The 20,095-nt window shown below is 62.0% G+C and carries 16 protein-coding genes; 3 read left to right on the top strand and 13 right to left on the bottom strand.

The features are described 5' to 3' along the window. Positions 1 to 141 precede the first annotated feature (141 nt). Positions 142 to 1,434, bottom strand: coding sequence for an adenylosuccinate synthase (locus BGN91_RS05715; protein ID WP_292611309.1), 1,293 nt, complete (start codon positions 1,432 to 1,434; stop codon positions 142 to 144). 704 nt (positions 1,435 to 2,138) lie between these two features. Between BGN91_RS05715 and BGN91_RS05710 the strand changes: the two genes are divergently transcribed. Then, positions 2,139 to 3,704, top strand: coding sequence for a peptidase S10 (locus BGN91_RS05710; protein WP_292611307.1), 1,566 nt, complete (start codon positions 2,139 to 2,141; stop codon positions 3,702 to 3,704). A gap of 30 nt (positions 3,705 to 3,734) precedes the next feature. Here BGN91_RS05710 and BGN91_RS05705 read toward each other — a convergent pair whose 3' ends face one another. The 8 genes from BGN91_RS05705 to glmM form a co-directional block, all read right to left on the bottom strand. Beyond that, complete coding sequence (locus tag BGN91_RS05705; RefSeq protein WP_292611306.1) at positions 3,735 to 3,935, bottom strand: hypothetical protein; 201 nt, start codon at positions 3,933 to 3,935, stop codon at positions 3,735 to 3,737. A 75-nt stretch (positions 3,936 to 4,010) separates the two neighbouring features. After that, the gene (gene serA, locus BGN91_RS05700; protein WP_292611304.1) at positions 4,011 to 5,600 is read right to left on the bottom strand and encodes a phosphoglycerate dehydrogenase; all 1,590 of its coding nucleotides are present in this window, start codon (positions 5,598 to 5,600) and stop codon (positions 4,011 to 4,013) included. Positions 5,601 to 5,792: 192 nt separating this feature from the next. Next, positions 5,793 to 6,965 carry a phosphoserine transaminase gene (locus BGN91_RS05695; protein ID WP_292611302.1) on the bottom strand — a complete coding sequence of 391 codons (1,173 nt, stop codon included), beginning with the start codon at positions 6,963 to 6,965 and terminating at the stop codon, positions 5,793 to 5,795. A 285-nt stretch (positions 6,966 to 7,250) separates the two neighbouring features. Continuing rightward, positions 7,251 to 7,625 (bottom strand): hypothetical protein, encoded by a 375-nt coding sequence (locus BGN91_RS05690; protein WP_292611300.1) that lies wholly within the window; start codon positions 7,623 to 7,625, stop codon positions 7,251 to 7,253. Positions 7,626 to 7,829: 204 nt separating this feature from the next. Next, the gene (locus BGN91_RS05685) at positions 7,830 to 8,537 is read right to left on the bottom strand and encodes an outer membrane beta-barrel protein (protein ID WP_292611298.1); all 708 of its coding nucleotides are present in this window, start codon (positions 8,535 to 8,537) and stop codon (positions 7,830 to 7,832) included. A 238-nt stretch (positions 8,538 to 8,775) separates the two neighbouring features. Further along, on the bottom strand, positions 8,776 to 9,615 hold the full coding sequence (locus BGN91_RS05680) for an outer membrane beta-barrel protein (protein WP_292611297.1): 840 nt from the start codon (positions 9,613 to 9,615) through the stop codon (positions 8,776 to 8,778). A gap of 207 nt (positions 9,616 to 9,822) precedes the next feature. Then, positions 9,823 to 11,070 carry an MFS transporter gene (locus BGN91_RS05675; protein WP_292611295.1) on the bottom strand — a complete coding sequence of 416 codons (1,248 nt, stop codon included), beginning with the start codon at positions 11,068 to 11,070 and terminating at the stop codon, positions 9,823 to 9,825. Between the two features lie 134 nt (positions 11,071 to 11,204). Next, positions 11,205 to 12,551 carry a phosphoglucosamine mutase gene (gene glmM / locus BGN91_RS05670; protein ID WP_292611294.1) on the bottom strand — a complete coding sequence of 449 codons (1,347 nt, stop codon included), beginning with the start codon at positions 12,549 to 12,551 and terminating at the stop codon, positions 11,205 to 11,207. 126 nt (positions 12,552 to 12,677) lie between these two features. Here glmM and BGN91_RS05665 point away from each other — a divergent pair, with 126 nt between their 5' ends. Both BGN91_RS05665 and BGN91_RS05660 read left to right on the top strand, forming a co-directional pair. After that, the gene (locus tag BGN91_RS05665; protein WP_292611340.1) at positions 12,678 to 13,133 is read left to right on the top strand and encodes a hypothetical protein; all 456 of its coding nucleotides are present in this window, start codon (positions 12,678 to 12,680) and stop codon (positions 13,131 to 13,133) included. 16 nt (positions 13,134 to 13,149) lie between these two features. Beyond that, a complete protein-coding gene (locus tag BGN91_RS05660; protein WP_292611293.1) occupies positions 13,150 to 14,289 on the top strand; it encodes an alpha-hydroxy acid oxidase in 1,140 nt (379 codons plus the stop codon). Between the two features lie 177 nt (positions 14,290 to 14,466). Here BGN91_RS05660 and BGN91_RS05655 read toward each other — a convergent pair whose 3' ends face one another. The 4 genes from BGN91_RS05655 to BGN91_RS05640 all read right to left on the bottom strand — a co-directional run bounded on the left by BGN91_RS05655 (position 14,467) and on the right by BGN91_RS05640 (position 19,513). Continuing rightward, positions 14,467 to 16,347, bottom strand: coding sequence for a ferrous iron transporter B (locus tag BGN91_RS05655; protein WP_292611291.1), 1,881 nt, complete (start codon positions 16,345 to 16,347; stop codon positions 14,467 to 14,469). Then, on the bottom strand, positions 16,344 to 16,661 hold the full coding sequence (locus BGN91_RS05650; RefSeq protein WP_292611336.1) for a FeoA family protein: 318 nt from the start codon (positions 16,659 to 16,661) through the stop codon (positions 16,344 to 16,346). The genes BGN91_RS05655 and BGN91_RS05650 overlap by 4 nt, the downstream gene beginning before the upstream one ends. A 114-nt stretch (positions 16,662 to 16,775) precedes the next feature. Further along, positions 16,776 to 17,627 carry a shikimate dehydrogenase gene (locus BGN91_RS05645; protein WP_292611289.1) on the bottom strand — a complete coding sequence of 284 codons (852 nt, stop codon included), beginning with the start codon at positions 17,625 to 17,627 and terminating at the stop codon, positions 16,776 to 16,778. Between the two features lie 134 nt (positions 17,628 to 17,761). Next, positions 17,762 to 19,513: a SulP family inorganic anion transporter gene (locus BGN91_RS05640; RefSeq protein WP_292611287.1), complete on the bottom strand. Its 1,752-nt coding sequence runs from the start codon at positions 19,511 to 19,513 to the stop codon at positions 17,762 to 17,764. Positions 19,514 to 20,095: the final 582 nt, after the last annotated feature.

The following is a 20,095-nucleotide window of genomic DNA, read 5'->3' as shown; positions in this document are numbered from 1 at the left end:
GCGAACATGAGAGTCTGATTCGACTGCATTGGACCAGATCCTAATCTATCCTTCTGCTTGAGCATGATCTTATCCAAGAACCGGCTTTCGCTTTTCGGGATCATGCTTGAGCCTTGAACGCATTCCCGTACCATCATCTTGTCAAGCCTCGAACGGGTTCTGCACCAGGATGGTATCCTCGCGCTCGGGACTGGTAGACAGCAGAGCCACCGGGCAACCAATCAGTTCCTCGATCCGCCGCACATATTTTATGGCTTGGGCCGGCAACTCGGCCCAGGACCGGGCGTTGGCGGTCGGCTCCTTCCAGCCTTCGATGGTCTCATAGAGCGGCTCGATCCGAGCCTGCGCCCCCTCTCCGGCCGGCAGATGGTCGATCTCCTTGCCGTCGAGCTTGTAGCCGGTGCAGACCTTGATGGCGTCGAAACCGTCGAGGATGTCGAGCTTTGTCAGAGCCAGTCCGTGGATGCCGCTGGTGCGGACGGTCTGCCGGACCAGCATGGCATCGAACCACCCGCAGCGCCGCTTGCGTCCGGTGTTGACGCCGAATTCCTTGCCGCGCCGGCCGATCAGTTCCCCGATCTCGTCGGTGAGTTCGGTCGGAAACGGTCCCTGGCCGACGCGCGTGGTGTAAGCCTTGCAAATCCCGAGTACGTAACCAAGCGCGCTGGGCCCCATTCCGGTGCCGGTGGCGGCCTGGGCCGCGACGGTATTGGAAGACGTGACGTAAGGGTAGGTGCCGTGATCGACGTCCAGCAACGCGCCTTGCGCGCCTTCGAACAGGATACGCTTGCCCTCGCGGCGTTTGTGATCGAGCAGATTCCACACACTGTCAGCATAGGGCAGCACCCGCGGCGCAATTGCGGCGAGATCCTTGAGCAATGCCCCGCTATCCACTTCCGCGATGCCATGACCACGGCGCAAGGCATTGTGATGGGCGAGCAGCCGCTCGATCTTGTGCGGCAGCGTCTGCGGGTCGGCGAGATCCATCAGGCGGATGGCGCGACGGCCGACCTTGTCCTCATAGGCCGGGCCGATGCCGCGCTGGGTAGTGCCGATCGCCGTCGCGGCGCTGGCGTTCTCGCGCAAGGAGTCCAATTCGCGATGCAGCGGCAGAATCAGCGTGACGTTCTCGGCGACGCGAAGATTGTGCGGACCGATGTCGACGCCCTGCCCCTTCAGCTTTTCGACCTCGTCGACGAAGGCCTGCGGGTCGAACACCACGCCGTTACCGATGATCGACAGTTTCGACGAACGCACGACGCCTGAGGGCAGCAGCGCCAGCTTGTAGGTGTTGCCGTCGATAACGAGCGTATGACCGGCATTGTGGCCGCCCTGGAAGCGAACGACGATATCCGCCTGCTCCGACAACCAGTCGACGATCTTGCCCTTTCCCTCGTCGCCCCACTGGGCACCGACGACGACAACGTTGGTCATTTTCGTGGAAGTTCCTTACAAAGGTGAGACGCGGTTGGTGGAGTGAATTTGACTATCGCAACTCGCCTAGCCGCGGGGCGCGAATGTTCCCTGCACTAAAATCCTGGTAGTCGCCGGTGGTCCCTTGATTCCAACATTTGCCGTAACGCCTATCGCAACGGACGCAGATGTTAGAATCAAAAGATCACCAGTGTTCGCCTCATCATGCAGCGCGCTTCCCAGCGACGTTCGGGATTCGAAGGAGACGAGCAACGCATGATTCCAGTGGGCCGGTTCAGATGTTCTTGATGGACCTGCAAAAAGGCTCGGAAATGAAGCGAGCTTCCGATTCACCGCACTGGCTGAAACACGACAGACGCAACTCGGACACGCCACCCTGTGAGGCGTCCCATCGGATAAAGGATGCGTGCCGCAGACGCAAGCGGGAACGGACCTCCAAATGCACGCGAGACCGTCTCCAAGCCATTGATTCGCCCTAAAAATCCATTTTCGGAAAGGGTGACCCGGCGGCCCGCCGCAGGTTAAGTTGGCGCGAGGCCGCAAGGCTGCGGCAATCGCGCAGCCATGTGGTCGCCGCGCATGTTTCCGCTCGGCCCCGATGGGGCCGGCCGCCTGCATGGAATCCGGCGCCTGCCACGATTTCAGGCAATGCTCGGCCTCAAGTTTGCCGCTCAAAACGGCGAGACGAACAGGAGTAGCAGCAGATGCCCGGTCTTATATTCCGCAACGCCCGCGTCACAGCGATGCTGATGGCGATGCTGCTTGCCTCCGCCACCCATGCCGACGATGCGGCGCCCGTCGCGACGCCGCATCAGACAGAGGCGAAGCCGCCCGCATCAAAGGCCGAAGGCGATAAACCGCACGGCGGACCTGCGACAATCGCGAACGAGCACCGTTTACCGCCGGCCGCGACCACCAGGCATAAGCTCCAACTGCCCGGACGCACGCTGGCCTTCACGGCAACCGCCGGCGCGATTCGTATTTTCGACGACAAGGGCGAACCGCAGGCGGACATCGCAACCACGGCCTATCAGCTCGACGGCGCCGATCCCCGCAGCCGCCCGGTGACCTTCGTGTTCAACGGCGGTCCCGGTGCGTCCTCGGCGTGGCTGCAATTCGGCAGCAACGGTCCCTGGCGCATCGCGATGGATCGCGCGATCGCTGGTTCCGCCGCACCGCTTACGCTCGAGCCGAACGCCGAAACCTGGCTCGACTTCACCGATCTCGTTTTCATCGACCCGCTCGGGACCGGCTACAGCCGCATGATCGCGAGCGGCGACGAGGCGCGGAAACGCTTCTTGACGGTCGACGGCGATGTGGCCTCGATCGCGCTGGTGATCCGCCGCTGGCTGGAGAAAGCCGACCGGATGCAATCGCCGAAGTTTATCACCGGCGAAAGTTATGGCGGCATTCGCGGGCCGAAGATCGTCCGCAACCTGCAGACACGGCAAGGCGTCGCCGTCAACGGGCTGATTTTGATCTCGCCGGCGCTCGACTTCGGCGACGTGCTTGGCACGGGATTGACCCGGTTCGTGGCGAGCCTTCCGAGCATGGCTGCGGTCGCACGGGAAAACGAGAAGCGCGGAACCTTGACCCGCGCCGACATGGCCGACGTCGAAGCCTACGCACGGGGCGAGTTCCTGAGCGACCTCGTCAAAGGGCAGGCTGACGTGGCGGCGACACGGCGGCTTGCGGACCGCTTCGCGACATTGACGGGGATCGATCAGACGGAAAGCCGTCGCCTCGCCGGGCGATTCGATATCAGCGAATTCCGCCGCGCCTTCGACCGCCGCAACGGCAAGGTGACCGGACGCTACGACGGATCGGTACTCGGATTCGATCCCTATCCAGACTCGAGTAACAGCGACTTCAACGATCCCTCGGAAGAGCCGCTGCTGGCCGCGCTGACATCGGCGGCGTTCGAGCTTTATGCGCACAAGCTGAACTGGCGGCCGGACGGTTCCTATGAACTGCTCAGCCGCACCGTCAACCGGGAATGGGATTTCGGCAAGCATCGGGCTTCCGTCGAGTCGGTGTCCGACATCCGCGAATTGCTTGCCTCGAACCCAAAGTTCAAGCTGCTGGTCGCTCACGGACTGTTCGATCTGGCGACACCGTATTTCGCGTCCCAGCTACGCCTCGATCAACTGCCGACCTTCGGCTCGCGCGACCGCGTCAAACTCATGGTCTATCCCGGCGGCCACATGTTCTATTCGCACGACGGTTCGCGTCAGGCATTGCGCGACGAGGTTCGCGCGCTGATGAAGTGAGATGACCGCCGGACAAGATGGTCTGCCGCCTTATCGCGGAGACACATCGATCGGTTCGCAGTTGGATCGACCCGACATCACGCAATCCTGGATCCGGCTCGCGGACCCGAGCTCGCGCGCGAGCCAGAGACCGACCGCCAGCAGAGCGACGACAATGACCAATCCTACCACCGCGCCGCGGCGGCTTTCCCCGCCGGGCTCGGGATCATGCTGCGGAGCTGGCTTATCCATCAGGTAACTCCTTCACGGATGACGCCGCCGGCGTGGCAGGATGCGCTTGGCCTTCGTGCCGATGACCTTTAGCTGTCAGAACGTCAGCGCCTTCACCTGCTTGACCTGCGGCAACGCCTTCACCTTCGCCAGCACGTTCTCCGGCACGCTGCCGTCGACCTCGACCAGTGCGATTGCGTCGCCGCCTTGCTTGTTACGGCCGAGATTGAACGTCGCGATGTTGACGCCCGCGTCACCGAGCAGAGAGGCGAACTTGCCGATGAAGCCCGGCTTGTCCTCGTTGGTGACGTAGATCATCGACTTGCCGAACTCGGCATCGACGCGGATGCCCTTGACGTCGACGAGGCGCGGCTGACCGTCGGCGTAAACCGTTCCCGACACCGAACGCTCCTGCCGTTCGGTTGCGACCGTCACCGTGATCAGGCTTTCGTAGTCGCTCTGCGCGGCCCGCACGACCTCGTCCACCACCATGCCGCGCTCCTTGGCGACGACGGGAGCTGATACGACGTTGACGTCGCCCAGCATCGGCCGCAGCAGGCCCGACAGGGCCGCGGAGGTCAGCGCCTTGATCTTCATTTCGGCGACCTGCCCCTCATAGGTGATGGTCACCTTGGAAATTCCGCTCTCCGTGAGTTGGCCCGCGAACGAGCCGAGCTTTTCCGCAAGCTCGACGAACGGCTTCAGCTTCGGCGCTTCCTCCGCCGTGATCGATGGAAAGTTGATGGCATTGGTGATCGCGCCGGTGAGCAAATAGTCCGACATCTGCTCGGCGACCTGCAGCGCGACGTTCTCCTGCGCCTCCGTGGTGGATGCGCCGAGATGCGGCGTGCAGATCACGTTGGGGTGGCCGAACAGAACGTTTTTGGTAGCCGGTTCCTCGACGAACACGTCGAAAGCCGCACCCGCGACGTGCTTGGCATTGAGCGCATCTACCAGCGCCTGCTCGTCCACCAGGCCGCCGCGCGCGCAATTGATGATGCGCACGCCCTTCTTCATCTTGGCGATGGAAGCGGCATCGATGATGTTGCGGGTCTTGTCGGTCAACGGCGTATGCAGCGTGATGAAATCGGCGCGCTTGAACAGATCGTCGAGTTCGACCTTCTCCACGCCGAGATCCTTGGCTCGCTCCGGGGACAGGAACGGATCGAATGCGATCACCTTCATCTTCAGGCCGAGAGCGCGATCCGCAACGATCGAGCCGATGTTGCCGCATCCGATCACGCCGAGCGTCTTGCCGGTGATCTCGACGCCCATGAAACGGTTCTTCTCCCACTTGCCGGCCTGGGTCGAGGCGTCGGCGGCGGGAATTTCCCGCGCCAGCGCCAGCATCAGGGTGATGGCATGTTCGGCGGTCGTGATCGAATTGCCGAACGGCGTGTTCATCACGATGACGCCCTTGGCCGTCGCCGCGGGAATCTCGACGTTGTCGACGCCGATGCCGGCGCGACCAATCACCTTCAGCTTCTTGGCATTGGCGAGAATCTTCGCGGTCGCCTTGGTGGCGGAGCGGATGGCGAGGCCATCGTAGTTGCCGATGATCTCGGCGAGCTTGTCCTTGTCCTTGCCGAGCGTGGGCTGGAAATCGACTTCGATGCCGCGATCCTTGAAGATCTGCACGGCAGCGGGAGACAGGGCATCGGAAATGAGAACTTTGGGCTTGGTCATTTTGAATTTCCTGCAACAACGTGAGGAGAGGATGTGCTGCGAAACCCTCTCCCCTTTCGGGAGAGGGTGGCGAGATCGAGTGAAAGCGAGATCGAGCCGGGTGAGGGGTGAAGCGGCGGGGATATTGAACCCCTCACCCGCTTCGCGGCTCCGCCGCTCAGCACCCTCTCCCGCAAGGGGAGAGAGAAAAAACTACGCCGCTTTCGCGAGCGAGGCCTTGGTCTCGGCGAACGCCCAGTCGACCCACTGCGTCAGCAGCGCGACGTCGCTCGCCTCGACGGTGGCGCCGCACCAGATACGCAGCCCCGGCGGCGCGTCGCGGTAATAGGCGAAATCGTAACCCGCGCCCTCTTTCTCGACAGTGGCGACGAGCTTCTTGACGAAATCGGATTGCGCATCCGCCGGCAACGACGTGATCGCAGGATCTGTAAACTTAAGACACACCGAGGTGTTGGAGCGGATCGCCGGGTCCTTCGCCAGGAAATCGATCCATGGCGTTTTCGCCTTCCAGTCAGCGATTACTTTGGCATTGGCGTCCGCGCGCGCAATCATACCCTTGAGGCCGCCGACCGACTTCGCCCAATTCAGCGCATCGAGATAATCCTCGACGCACAGCATCGACGGCGTGTTGATGGTCTCGCCCTCGAAAATGCCGCCTATGAGCTTGCCGCCTTTTGTCATGCGGAAGATTTTCGGCATCGGCCATGGCGGGGTGTAGCTCTCAAGCCGCGCCACAGCGCGCGGGCTGAGGATCAGCATGCCGTGGGAGCCCTCTCCGCCGAGCGCCTTCTGCCAGGAGAAGGTCACGACATCGAGCTTGGCCCAGTCGAGCGGCTGGGCAAATGCGGCCGACGTCGCGTCGCAGATGGTCAGACCTTCGCGGTTTGCCTTGATCCAGTCGGCGTTCGGCACGCGCACGCCCGAGGTCGTGCCGTTCCAGGTGAAAACGATATCGGACGCTTGATCGACCCTGGAAAGATCGGGCAGTTCGCCATAGTCCGCCTTCAGCGTCGTGACGTCCTTGAGCTTCAACTGCTTGACGACATCGGTGACCCAGCCTTCACCGAAGGATTCCCAGGCGATCATGGTGACGGGTCGCGCGCCGAGCAGCGACCACAGCGCCATCTCGACGGCACCCGTATCGGACGCCGGCACGATGCCGATTTTGTAGTCGGCCGGAATCTCCAGAACTTCGCGCGTCAGCTCGATCGCGAGCTTGAGCTTTGCCTTGCCGATCTTCGCGCGGTGCGAACGGCCGAGGGCTGCGTCCTTGAGATTTTGTGGGGTCCAGCCGGGGCGCTTGGCGCAGGGGCCGGAAGAGAAATGCGGCACGGTCGGCCGCGAAGCGGGCTTCGCAACGGTCATGATCTATCCTTCCAGATAGCAAGCCTCCCGTTGGGGGGAGGTGTCCCGCCGCTGGGGATATGGGAATCACCCGCTTTCGTCAAGGATATTCCGAACCGCGACTGCCAAGAGACCAAAGGCAGGACCGATTGCCTAAGGGATTGCCTAAGGGTGGCGAAAGATCGGAACGCTTCCGCATTGCTATTCGGACGTACGGAGCGGACATCGGCCCGGGACCCGCCACGCGCCATGGACCACCAGTCTTTAGCCTAAATGCGAGGTCTGAATTATTCGATCTGCAATGCGCTAGTTACCGACGCGGCCAGGATAGCCGGGTGCATTGGGATCATCGCCAGGCAAACCGCTCGGCGACGCACCGGTACCGATGTGTCCGGGCGCGGACGTATTGGGAACACCGGATTGGTTGCCCGTTCCCATGCCTGTCGCACCTTGCTGCCCGTTCAGACCCACGCCGGGGGCGGTCGTCGAGGCACCGCCGGGCGCCGATTGAATGCCGGCCGAACCCGAGTTCTGAGTATTCACCGAGCCTGCGCTCGGCATCCCTGCGGATCCGCCCCCGGTCACACTCGGTCCGCCAATACCCGCGCCATAGGCGCTCAATGCGAGCAAACTGATGACGGTTGCGGTGACGACCGCGGAGAAAGTCAGTCGGGATTGCATGCGTTGCTCCATCTCTATGGATGGAATCAACGGGCGGCATTCACCGCCGTTCCAGTTCCCCCTGCGGCAAAAACAAACACAGTCCGGAGAACGCGCGCGGGGAACCTTGTCGGACGGGACGTCCCGCCTACACCCTCGCTAATCAATGATCGCCGGCGTTGCTTCGAAGGCAAGATCGAAGCGCCCTCGTGCGCCCGTTCGCGATCAGAACTTGTAGCCCAGACCGACGCGCGCGCTGTTGATGTTCGATTCGATCGTCGACGTCACGCGCTGATACTCATATTCGGCGCGAAGAAACAGACCGGCCATCAACATCACATCCACGCCGACACCAGCGGAATAGCCGTAGACGAGGTTGGTCTTTGTGACGCTCGTCTGCAAGTTCGGCAAAGCCACGTACGGTTTCGGAGTCGCGTCAACGCTCCGGTCGACGGTCTGGCTACCCATGCCGCCGCCAATGAACGCATAAGGCAGGAAACAGCCAATGACATAGCCCGCGCGCAATCGGGCTGAACCGAAATCCGTCGAACGGATCGTCGCGTTGGACGTCGCGGTCATGGTCGGGATTCCCCCCGCCGGGGAATAGCCGGTCGACGATGTAACGGCGTTCAGACCGCTGTGAATGTAGTTGCCCTCGATACCGACAACCACATCGTCCCACTGCGAGTTGTAGCCGAAGAAAGCGCCCCACCCCGTATCATTCGCCGAAGCCGAGCCGAGCGGTTGCCATGGGTAGGTACCTCCGGCCGCCGGCAATACTGTGCTTTGAAGATCGCTGTTCAACGACGGAGACGGTTTGGAAGTTACCGAACCGTAGCTCGCCTGCCCGCCGATGTAATAGCCCTGCCATACCGTGCGAACGGTGCTGAGCCCCTCCGGCAGCGATCCGCGCAGAACCGGAAGATCGGGCATGTCGGCGGCATGCGCGCCCTGCGCCGCCCCGAAGATGACTGCCGCTACTAGAAGTCTACGCATTGCAACGCTCCATCGACACAGCTTGGTTAACTGCAATCATCGCCTGTTAACCTTAATCAATCGTTGTCGCGCGAGGCGATAGACGCACATTTGACGCGTTGTCGATCGCACATCCCACAAACAAAACGGCGCGGACAACGCCCGCGCCGTTAAGAGGTATTCAGAAAAAGCGGGCTCAGCCCTTGGTGATCAGCGGCGGCGGCGCATAGACCGGCGGGCTGTTGAGATCCCAACGCATACCGAATCTCACGTCCTGTGACGTGATGTCGTGGAATTGCATCGGATTATAGACGCTGTTCGTTCCGTCGAAAGTCCGAAGATCGCCGGTAACTCCGTTACCGAGATTGACGTAGCGATACGACATCTCGAGCGTCAGGTTGTTAGTGACCTTGTAAGCGAGGCCCGCATGAAGCGCCCAGGCGAAATTCCACTTTGATGCATTGTCACCATAGGCCAGGCTCGGTCCGATACCTCCACCAGCCAGCGAGCCAACACCCTGATCAACAAAATTAGAGATCGTGTTGCGCGACATGCCGACGCCGGCGCCGATGAACGGGGTGACGCAATACCAAGTGCCTAGATCGACATAGCCGTTGGCGAGGAACAGCCATTCCGATTTGCTGCCCGTGTAGGTATCGGAGCCGAAGCCCGGCGTACCGCCGTTGTCGAACGTGATGATGTCGAGTCCGTGGAAGTTCGACTTGCCACGGTATTCACCTGTGATGTCGCCGCGGAGCCAATTGTTGAACTGATAGCCAACGCCGATACCGTAGATGCCTGCGCTGTCGAATCCCGTGCGCTGGTTGAGCGACGTCAACGTACTGTAGAGAGCGTTGTCGAGCTTCTTGACGCTCTGGCTGCTCATGCCGATGTCGCCACGCAGATACCAGCCGCCGAAATCCGCGGCCGGCGGCGGAGCATACGGCGGGGGCGCGAGAGGCATGTCGGCGGCGAAGGCGGCCGATGACAACAGTGATGCCGCTCCGGCGGCAATGAGAAATCTAACTCTACGCATCAGCTTCGTCCCTTTGTCCGATGAGGCGGCGAAGGCCCCCACTCCCGAAATCGGACGGACGATGACACCAAATGCTTAAGCGCCGCTTAACCCTAATTTTTAAGGTTGATATTCGGTGCAAATCGTCGGGCAAGCAAAAGTGTTCGCGACACAAATCGCCTCGACGCTGCCACAGATGCTAACAGTTCGTTGACGAAGGAACCGCGATTACGCGCGTGGGATTTTCGGCATCTTCGGCAGGAACATCGCAAGCAAGCCGATCGCCGGCAGAAACGCGCAGATCTGATAGACGAACTCGATCCCCTTCGCGTCCGCGACCTCCCCGAGAATCGCTGCACCTATACCCGCTGCGCCAAACGCGAAACCGAAGAACATTCCCGAGATCATGCCGAACCGGTGCGGCATCAGTTCCTGCGCGAAGACGATGATCGCCGGCATCGCCGACGAGATGATGAGGCCGATGATCACGCTCAACGCCACGGTGCCAGGAAGATTCGCAAACGGCAGCAGCAGCGTGAAAGGCAGCACGCCGAGGATCGACAACCAGATCACATAGCGCCGTCCGAAGCGATCACCGAGCGGGCCGCCGAAATAGACGCCGACGGCCACCGCACCGAGAAACACGAACAGCAACAGTTGCGAGGTCTGCGTCGAGACGTGAAACTTCTCGATCAGATAGAAGGTGTAATAGCTCGTGAGACTCGACATGTAGATGAATTTCGAGAACACCAACACGATCAGGATCGCCAGCGCGACCGCGGTGCGCGTGGCCGTGGGCGCCTCCGGCGAGCGAGCCGGCTTGGCGCTCCGGCGTGGCGCAATCCGAGGCTTGTACCAGCGGCCGATCTGAAACAGCAGAACGATCGCGACGAAGGCGATCGATGAAAACCAGGCGATGCTGGGCTGCCCGAACGGCACGATGATCAGCGCGGCCAGCACCGGTCCCATCGCCGCGCCGAAATTCCCGCCGACTTGAAAAACCGATTGCGCGAATCCGTAGCGGCCGCCCGAGGCCATTCGCGCGATGCGCGCGGACTCCGGCTGGAACACCGCCGATCCCAGACCGATGAGCCCCGCGGAGATCAGGATCATTCCGTAGACGTGCGCCACGCTGAGCAACAGCAGTCCGACGAAAGTAGAGCCCATGCCGATGGCGAGTGAAAACGGCTGCGCTTTCCTGTCGGTGACATACCCGACTACGGGCTGCAGCAGCGATGCGGTCACCTGAAATGCCAATGTGATCATGCCGATCTGGGCGAAGTCGAGCGCGTAGTTTTCCTTCAGGATCGGATAGACCGAGGGAATCAGCGACTGCATCGTATCGTTGAGAAAATGCGAAAAGCTGATGCCGCCGAGCACGAGATAAGCGGGACCGGCGCTCGCCTGTTCGGTAGCCGTGGGAACCACGACCGGCGCGACCAGTGTTTCCTCAGAAGCGATGATGGACTTGTCCACGACAGATTCCGGATTGTTAGGAGCGCCGCCTGTTACGACGCAAGCCCCCGGCCAACCAGCGATAATTAATTATAGCAGGGATGCACCGGCAAGTGCTCGCGGGGTCGGAACAGCGACTAAGACTATCGACGGGTTCACGCCGCTGCCGGACCGCCAAGCGCTGAAACGATCGTGTCTACGACTTCCTCGACCAGAATACGGTCGTCGCCCTCACCCATCACGCGGATCACCGGCTCGGTTCCGGACGAACGAACCAGCAGACGGCCGTGGCCGTTGAGGCGCTTCTCGCCCGCGGTAATCGCCGACTTGACCTCGGCACGATCCAATGGCTTGCCGCTGCGATAGCGGAAGTTCTTCAGGATCTGCGGCAGCGGCTCGAACTTGTGGCAGACCTCGGAGACCGGGCGGCCAAGCTTCTGCACCACGGCGAGCACCTGAAGCGCCGACACAAAGCCGTCTCCGGTGGTCGCATAATCCGACAGGATGATATGGCCCGATTGCTCGCCGCCGAGATTGTAGCCGTGCTTCAGCATCTGCTCGAGCACGTAACGGTCGCCAACCGGCGTCCGCACCAGCGACAAATCATGTCCCTCAAGGAACCGCTCGAGACCGAGATTCGACATCACGGTAGCCACGATCCCGGGTTTGGTCAGCCGACCGTCTTCCTTCCAGCTCTGCGCGATCACGGCGAGAAGCTGATCGCCATCGACCACATGGCCGCGCTCATCGACGATGATGACCCGATCGGCGTCGCCATCGAGCGCAATGCCGATATCGCCGCGCATCTCGCGAACCTTGCGGCACAGCGCCTCCGGCGCGGTGGAGCCGCATTCCTTGTTGATGTTGAAGCCGTCGGGCTCGACACCGATCGGAATGACGTCCGCGCCCAGTTCCCACAACGCCTCCGGCACGACCTTGTAGGCGGCGCCGTTGGCGCAATCGATCACCACCCGCAACCCGTCGAGGCTGAGTTCGCGCGGCAGTGTGCGTTTGGCAAATTCGATGTAGCGATCATGCACGCCGTCGATGCGACGAGCCCGGCCAAGGCTTGTACTCTCCGCCAGTTTCCTGTCGAGATTTTCGTCGAGCAATTGCTCGATCCGTTTTTCGACCTCGTCGGACAGCTTGAAGCCCCGAGGTCCGAACATCTTGATCCCGTTATCCTCGAATAGATTGTGGGAGGCGGAGATCATGACGCCGAGATCGGCGCGCATCGACTTGGTGAGCATGGCGACGGCGGGGGTCGGCATCGGGCCGAGCAGCAGCACGTCCATCCCGACCGAGGTGAAACCCGCAACGAGCGCGTACTCGATCATGTAGCCGGACAGCCGGGTATCTTTTCCTATCACGACGCGGTGGCGGTACTCGCCACGCTGGAACACCAGCCCGGCCGCCTGCCCGACCTTCATCGCCAATTCCGGCGTGATCAGGCCGTTGGCACGGCCACGAATGCCGTCGGTTCCAAAATACTTGCGGCTCATCCTACCCCCCACGACGGCCTCAAACCGCACGCCGCCTTGAAGCTGGTCCGCCGAATCGTTGGACGACAAGCATAGCGCGAAGCCGCTTATAACGCCCAGATAGCTAAAACGACTTCAAAAAATATAATGAATCGTTACCGCCATATCGCGACAAAAATCACGGTTTCCCCTGGAAAAGATGCATTAATCCTCAATGGCGAGGTGCGATCCCACCGCCCGCGCGTTTCAGTGACGCCCGGCTTTATCTTTTGCGGGCTTGGCGGGCGCCGGCTGGGTTACGCTTACCGGGTCGGAACCGGGAAAGGATTCCCTCAGGCCACGATCGAGTTCCTCGTCCAGCTCCTTTTTGGTCTTTGTCTTTTTCTTCTGGTCGTTCTTGTCAACGTGACCGCTCATCGTGCCTTCTCCTGGGTAATCGATATAACGGTCCGCGCCGTGTTCCGTTCCTCCTCTGAGGCAGGCCGGGTTTTACGGACCCACCATCCAATGCTAGGTGATTTTCCAGGGTCTGACGGCCGCGCCCAATCGGCGCCCGCGCCGATGAACAGCATCGAGCTTGCGTTGCGCGCAGCGAATACATGACCAGCCGGACATGCCAATGCATCGCATCACCTGTATCGAGGATTTGCGTGAGGTCCACAGGCGCCGCGTGCCAAAGGCATTCTTCGACTATGTCGATTGCGGCTCCTATTCCGAACAAACATATCGAGCGAACCGGGACGATCTGCAGGCCATCAAGTTTCGCCAGCGGATCCTGGTCGATATTTCCAGGCGCGATTTCGCGACCACGATCCTTGGCGAAAAGGCAAGCCTGCCGCTGATCCTGGCGCCGGTGGGCTCGACCGGCATGCAATATAGCGACGGCGAGATCCATGCCTGCCGCGCCGCCCAGGCCGCGGGCATTCCGTATACGTTGAGCACGATGTCGATCAATTCGATCGAGGACGTGGCGGAAAGCGTCGAGAAGCCGTTCTGGTTTCAGCTCTACGTCATGAAGGATCGCGGCTTCGTTCGGGAATTGATCCAGCGCGCCATGGCGGCGAAATGCAGCGCGCTGGTGCTGACGGTGGACCTGCAGGTGCTCGGCCAGCGTCATCAGGACATCAAGAACGGCCTGTCGGTGCCGCCGCAACTGTTCAGCCTTTCCAACATGCTCGACTTCATACGCAAGCCATCGTGGCTGATCGGGACGTTGCGCGCGAAGCGCCGGAATTTCGGCAACATCGCGGGCCACGTCAAAGGTGTCGACGATCTCGGATCAGTCGCGGGCTGGGTCGCCGGGCAGTTCGATCCGACGCTGAACTGGAAAGACGTCGACTGGATCCGCAGCGTCTGGCCTGGCAAGCTCGTCCTCAAGGGCATTCTCGACGTCGAGGACGCGAAGGAAGCGGCGAAGACCGGCGCGGAAGCGCTGGTGGTCTCCAATCATGGCGGCCGTCAGCTTGACGGCGCGCAATCCTCTATTGAGGTGCTGCCGAGCATCGTCGATGCCGTCGGATCGACAATAGAAATCATGTTCGACGGTGGCATCCGATCGGGCCAGGACGTGATGCGCGCGCTCGCGCTCGGCGCAAGATCCTGCATGATCGGCCGCGCCTACGTCTACGGCCTCGGTGCGTTCGGCGGCCCCGGCGTCACCAAGGCGCTCGACATCATCGCCAATGAACTCAGCGTGACCATGGGTCTGTGCGGCGTCAACACGATCGCCGACATCGACCGCCGCGTGCTGGCAATTTGACCGCCTAGAGCCTTTCCGCTTCTGATGGAATCAGAAGCGGAGCCCTATGTTTTTGATTTGACGCGTTTTCTTTACGCGAACCGGTAGCCACTTCGCTTGAAAACGCTCTAAAAGCTGACCCGCCTCCTTTTCGAGGCTGGCGCCGCCGCGCATCAAAACCGCGCGACGGATCGGCGCTCAGCCCCAGCCAAGCGCCAGCGCGATGCGGTAGGTGACGAAGGCGGCGAAATAGGCCAGCGCCAGCATGTAGAAGAATGTAATGAGCATCCAGCGCCAGCCGCCGGTCTCGCGCTTGATGACGGCCAGCGTCGAGGCGCATTGGGGGGCGAAGACGTACCAGGCCAGGAACGCCAGCGCGGTCGCAAGACTCCATTGTCCGGCCAGCATATGACCGACCTGATCGGCCGCCTCCTTGCCACCCTCGATGGCATAGACGGTGCCGAGCGAGGCCACCGCCACCTCGCGCGCCGCCATCCCAGGAATCAGCGCAACACCGATCTGCCAGTTGAAGCCGATCGGCGCCAGAACCGGTTCGATCCAGCGGCCGATCATGGCTGCAAGACTGAAGTCGATTGCGGGTTCGGTGGCGCCCGCCGGCGGACGCGGGAACGACGCCAGGAACCAGATCACGACCATCATGGCAAAGATCGTGGTGCCGGCGCGCTTCAGAAACGCCATTGCGCGCTGATAGAGATTCATCAGCACGCTGCGCAATTGCGGCAGTTTGTAATCCGGCAGTTCCAGCATGAAAGGCGGCGTCGCGCTGTCGCGCCAGAAAAAGCGGTTCGCCACGAAGGACACCGCGAGCGCGCTGAAGATACCGACCGCATAGAGCCCGAACATCACGAGCCCCTGCAATCCAAGCACCCCGAACACCGGCCTGTTCGGTATGAAGGCGGCGATGATCAGCGTATAGACAGGAATGCGCGCCGAGCAGGTCATCAGCGGCGCGACCATGATGGTGGTCAGCCGATCGCGCTTGTTATCGATCACCCGCGTCGCCATGATGCCCGGAATCGCGCAGGCGAAACTCGACAGCAACGGAATGAAGGCGCGGCCATGCAATCCGGCGCCGCCCATGATGCGATCCATCAGGAAAGCTGCGCGCGCCATGTAGCCGAGGTCTTCCAGCAGCAGAATGAACAGAAACAGGATGAGGATCTGCGGCAGGAACACGATCACGCTGCCGACACCTGCGATCACGCCGTTCTGGATGAAGCTCTGCAGCAATCCTTCCGGCAGCACGGTCGCGGAGTACACGCCGACCACGTCGAAACCTTCCTTGATGAGGTCCATCACCGGTTCAGCCCAGGCGAACACCGCCTGAAACATCACGAACAGCAGCAGCAGCAGTGCGATCATGCCCCACACGGGATGCAGCAGCACCGAGTCAACGCGCGTGGTCCACGTATCGGGCTTTGTCGGCTCGCTGACCGAGGCGCGGATCACGCGATCGGCCTCGCGCTGCGCCGTCCGCAAATCGGATACAGCCGGCGTCGTCCAATCGCTTGCGACAATGGCTTCGACGGGCTTGCCGGCAATCCCGTCGATATGCCGCAGCAGATCGTCGATGCCGCCGCGCCGCACGGCGGTGGAGGTCACCACCGGTACACCGAGTTCGGCGGAGAGCTTGTCGAGATGGATATCGACCCCTCGCCGCCGCGCGATGTCGATCATGTTCAACACCAGCAGCATCGGCCGGTGCACGCGCTTCAATTCGATCACGAGACGCAACGCCACACGAAGATTTGTGGCGTCGGCCACGCAGAGCAGGAAGTCGGGCGGGCTTTCGCTCGCGAGCTTGCCGAGAATGACGTCGCGGGCGATTTCCTCGTCCGGGCTGCGGCCCCGCAAGGAATAGGTTCCCGGCAGGTCGATCAGGTTGACCCGGTGGCCGGATGCGGTTTGCAAAAACCCGGACTTTCTTTCCACCGTGACGCCGGCGTAGTTCGCTACCCGTTGCCGGCTGCCGGTGAGCGCATTGAACAAGGCGGTCTTGCCGCTGTTCGGCGTTCCAATCAGGGCGATTCGCCAATCGTTCGTGTCGATAACGGTCATGCGGTCGATTTCGCTGCCCGGTCGTGAGCACCGACCATCACCGCCATGGCTTCACGCCGGCGCAACGCGATCGTCGTGCCGTTGACGCGGACCGCAATCGGATCCCGGCCGATCGGCCCCTCATGCAGAATCTGCACCGACACGCCTTCGACGATTCCAAGTTCGAGCAGACGCCGCTCGATTTCCATCGCCGACACCCCAAGATGATCGCCGTCGACCATGATCGCACTGACCCGGCCGCTAAAGCCGCGTTGGGCAAGGCCCAGCGGCGTGGTTTCCGCGGGGTCAGGGGTACTGGTTTCAAAATCGGACATAATGGTCGCTTCAGGATGACACTCTACCAACTGGATCATGCTTTCATGGGGGTCAAGACAAAGAGCGTTGATTGGCCGCCAGATTAGAACGGTTAAAAAATCCGGGCGCGAAACTCAAGTCGCCGAATGAGGGCAGAGATCGGCCTCGACCAGAGCGCGCAATTCCGGCGTCACCACCGGACGCCGCCCGAACCACAGTTCAAATCCGCGCACCGCCTGATGCAGCAGCATTCCGAGACCGTCGGCGGTCCTGAGACCGCGCACCTTCGCCGCCGCGAGCAGCGGCGTTTCCAGCGGAACATAGACCAGGTCGGCGACCACCGCGTCCGGTGGCAGCAGCGGTAGTTCGACATTCAGCGGAGGCTGCCCCGCCATGCCGAGCGAGGTGGTATTCACGAGCAGCCCAACGCGCGGCAGCACCTCGCCCAGCCTGCTCCAGGTCAACGGCACGACGGCTCCGCCGAATTGATCGGCGAGGGCCTGTGCTCTATCCATGGTGCGGTTGGCGAGATGGATGCGCTTGATCCCGCGTTCGATCAGCCCAAACACCACGGCGCGCGACGATCCGCCGGCGCCAAGCACCAGCGCATCCTCGGTGCGATCCCAACCCGGCGCGGCGGCATCCAGATTGCCGATGAAACCCTCGACGTCGGTATTGGTGGATCGCAAAGTCTCGCCTTCATAATAGAGCGTGTTGGCGGCGCCGACTGCCGCAGCACGCGCATCGGGTAGGGTCAGTTGCAGCGCCCGTTCCTTGTGCGGGATCGTGACGTTGGCGCCGACGAAGCCGTGCATCGACAGATGCATGACGAATTCGGCGAGACCCTCGGGCGGAATCGCCTCGATGCTATAGCCGCCATCGATGCCGTACAGGCGCAGCCAGTAATGATGGATCAAGGGCGAGCGCGAATGCGCCGCAGGCCATCCGATCAGGCAGGCGGCAGCGACTCTACTCTCGGCTGACATGGCTGGTCCCGTCGCGTGGCACGCCCGACAATCAGGCGGCGCGATCGGATGAGATCATGCAAGGCGCGGCCGCTGTCAATGCCATAAGCCCACAATCGGCTACGGCAGAGCGACCGCAAGTGGTTTGGAGCGGTTCATGGCACTGGTTGCGCTTCCTTCGCCGCGACGGGCGGCGCATGGCGGGACGCCTTGATGTCGGCGACGGCTCGCGCGATGGTCTCCCGGAATTTCGCGCGCGGTGGCCTCACTCCGTGAGTCAGGAGCGCCCGGCGCACCGCCGTCGACGCGCCGGTGACGAAAAACGGGATTCCCTGCCTCTGCGCCTTGGCGGCGATCCGGCTGATGGCATTCGCTGCTGTGGAGTCGAGGAACGGAACCGCGGCGAAATCCACGACGAACGCTTTTTGTCGCTCCATGATCGCATCGAGCACCGACCCTACCTCGGACGCCGCACCAAAGAAAAATGCCCCGGTGATGCGGTATATGACGACGTCCGGATCAGCCACCAGCGCGGCATCGTAGGGCTGACGATCGCCGTTGGCGTCGTCGGCCTTGTCCTCGGCCACCAGCGGAATGTCGGCTTCAACGCCGGTGGTCTGCGCCATCCGGTTGATGAACAGCACCGCACCGAGCGCGAATCCGACCAGAATGCCTTCGGTAAGATCCCGGAAGATGGTCAGCAGGAAGGTGGCGAGCAGCACGACCGCATCACCCCGCGATGCACGGATCAGGGTCACGAATTCGCGCTTTTCGACCATGTTCCAGGCAACAACCGCCAGCACCGCGGCAAGCGCTGCAAGCGGAATATAGCTCGCCAGCGGCGCCGCAATCAGCATGAACAGCAGCAGGAATGCCGAATGCAGCATTCCCGCGACAGGGCCGCGAGCGCCGGCGCGGATGTTGGTTGCGGTCCGCGCGATCAATCCGGTAACACAGATACCGCCGAACAGCGCGGAAGCGACATTGGCGACGCCCTGCGCCGTCAATTCGCAATTCGAACGATGCCGCCGTCCGGTCATGCCGTCCGCCACCACCGCGGACAACAGCGACTCGATCGATCCGAGCAGCGCGAAAGCTACGGCGTCGGGAAACACCGCCTGCACTTTATCGAGCGAGAATGTCGGCCACACCGGCCACGGGAGTTCGCGCGGAATTCCGCCGAAGCGCGAGCCGATCGTCTCCACCGGCAACGACAGCGCCCATGCGGCGCCGGCGGCGACCACGATCGCGATCAACATGCCGGGCCAAGTCGGCCGCAGCCTGTTCAGGCCCACGATGATGACGAGAGCGATAATGCTGACCATGATCGTGGACATGCTGACGGTATCGGCGGCCCGCGCCAGCGCCGCGAGTTTCGGAATAAGCCGGCTCGGCTCCTGCGCCAGCGTGATTCCAAAGAGGTCCTTGATCTGACTGACAAAGATGATGACGCCGATGCCGGCGGTGAACCCCACCGTAACCGGATAGGGAATGAACTTGATGTAGGTGCCAAGCCGCATCAGCCCGGCGGCGATCAGCAACCCACCCGCTATCAATGTCGCGAGGATGACGCCGTCGATGCCGTGACGCTCGACCGTCAGCGCCACCAGCACGATGAACGCGCCGGCGGGACCGCCGACCTGAAACCGGCTGCCCCCGAGCAGCGAAACAAAAAATCCCCCTACGATCGCGGTGGTCAGGCCGCGATCCGGCGTGACGCCGGAAGCGATGGCAATGGCCATCGAAAGCGGCAGCGCCACGATCGCCAATGTGAGTCCGGCGACGACATCGGCCCGGAAGTCGGCGCCGCGGTAACCCTCGCGCAACACGGTGAGGAGTTTCGGCGTGAACAGTTCTGCGAAAGTCGGCTGGCGAATTGGTTGGGGTCGTCCCTCGGCAATGCTCATCCCGTACACAGTCCTCGCATCGCGCGCGGGTCGCCGGTACGTGCGATTCGGTGACCGTATCAGCGGCCGGAACCGCGCGGAGGTCCGGCTGTTTCAGGCGCACGCCGTTGCCATCGTCGCCGCGCGCGTGTTCGCCCTCGCTCGCCTCCATCCGCTGGATGATCGGCAAGGACACCCGCCAGCGCGGCGAGCGTTTCTGCTCAATGCGCAGGAGCGTGCGCTGCCCGCATCTGAAAGGATGTGATCAACGCTAGATATCAAGATTTTAGATATTATAAATGATGTCTGACACGATTACAATGATGTAAAATACATCATTGTATTTTGCCACACCCCAGCGGCCAGCCGAGGTCTCCGACGATCAGGCGCGCAAGATCTCCGACCCTTGGCGCGTATTGCGCAAAAGCGGAGACCGGTTTTGCAAGCGGAATACGCGCAAGTTATCGATCGAGAGCGAATGCCTAAGCGGCGACCCGACGCGCGGCGATGATCTGGTCGGCGGCTCGGCCGTTGCCTTCGGCCATGCGATCGAACTGGCGGGTAAAGCTCCCCGCTCCCGCCGTCGCCGACCGCAGTTCGACG

This window comes from Nitrobacter sp. 62-13 (assembly GCF_001896955.1).
In the GTDB taxonomy this organism is placed as follows: domain Bacteria; phylum Pseudomonadota; class Alphaproteobacteria; order Rhizobiales; family Xanthobacteraceae; genus Nitrobacter.
The sequence above is the reverse complement of the archived record's forward strand: the minus strand, read 5'-3'. Positions and strand labels throughout refer to the sequence as shown.

What these genes read in the sequence shown, in the direction of transcription:
- BGN91_RS05715 (WP_292611309.1), bottom strand. Translation starts at nt 1,434, where the DNA reads ATGACCAACGTTGTCGTCGTCGGTGCCCAGTGGGGCGACGAGGGAAAG.
- BGN91_RS05710 (WP_292611307.1), top strand. Translation starts at nt 2,139, where the DNA reads ATGCCCGGTCTTATATTCCGCAACGCCCGCGTCACAGCGATGCTGATG.
- BGN91_RS05705 (WP_292611306.1), bottom strand. Translation starts at nt 3,935, where the DNA reads ATGGATAAGCCAGCTCCGCAGCATGATCCCGAGCCCGGCGGGGAAAGC.
- serA (WP_292611304.1), bottom strand. Translation starts at nt 5,600, where the DNA reads ATGACCAAGCCCAAAGTTCTCATTTCCGATGCCCTGTCTCCCGCTGCC.
- BGN91_RS05695 (WP_292611302.1), bottom strand. Translation starts at nt 6,965, where the DNA reads ATGACCGTTGCGAAGCCCGCTTCGCGGCCGACCGTGCCGCATTTCTCT.
- BGN91_RS05690 (WP_292611300.1), bottom strand. Translation starts at nt 7,625, where the DNA reads ATGCAATCCCGACTGACTTTCTCCGCGGTCGTCACCGCAACCGTCATC.
- BGN91_RS05685 (WP_292611298.1), bottom strand. Translation starts at nt 8,537, where the DNA reads ATGCCCGATCTTCCGGTTCTGCGCGGATCGCTGCCGGAGGGGCTCAGC.
- BGN91_RS05680 (WP_292611297.1), bottom strand. Translation starts at nt 9,615, where the DNA reads ATGCGTAGAGTTAGATTTCTCATTGCCGCCGGAGCGGCATCACTGTTG.
- glmM (WP_292611294.1), bottom strand. Translation starts at nt 12,551, where the DNA reads ATGAGCCGCAAGTATTTTGGAACCGACGGCATTCGTGGCCGTGCCAAC.
- BGN91_RS05665 (WP_292611340.1), top strand. Translation starts at nt 12,678, where the DNA reads ATGAATCGTTACCGCCATATCGCGACAAAAATCACGGTTTCCCCTGGA.
- BGN91_RS05660 (WP_292611293.1), top strand. Translation starts at nt 13,150, where the DNA reads ATGCATCGCATCACCTGTATCGAGGATTTGCGTGAGGTCCACAGGCGC.
- BGN91_RS05655 (WP_292611291.1), bottom strand. Translation starts at nt 16,347, where the DNA reads ATGACCGTTATCGACACGAACGATTGGCGAATCGCCCTGATTGGAACG.
- BGN91_RS05650 (WP_292611336.1), bottom strand. Translation starts at nt 16,661, where the DNA reads ATGTCCGATTTTGAAACCAGTACCCCTGACCCCGCGGAAACCACGCCG.
- BGN91_RS05645 (WP_292611289.1), bottom strand. Translation starts at nt 17,627, where the DNA reads ATGTCAGCCGAGAGTAGAGTCGCTGCCGCCTGCCTGATCGGATGGCCT.
- BGN91_RS05640 (WP_292611287.1), bottom strand. Translation starts at nt 19,513, where the DNA reads ATGAGCATTGCCGAGGGACGACCCCAACCAATTCGCCAGCCGACTTTC.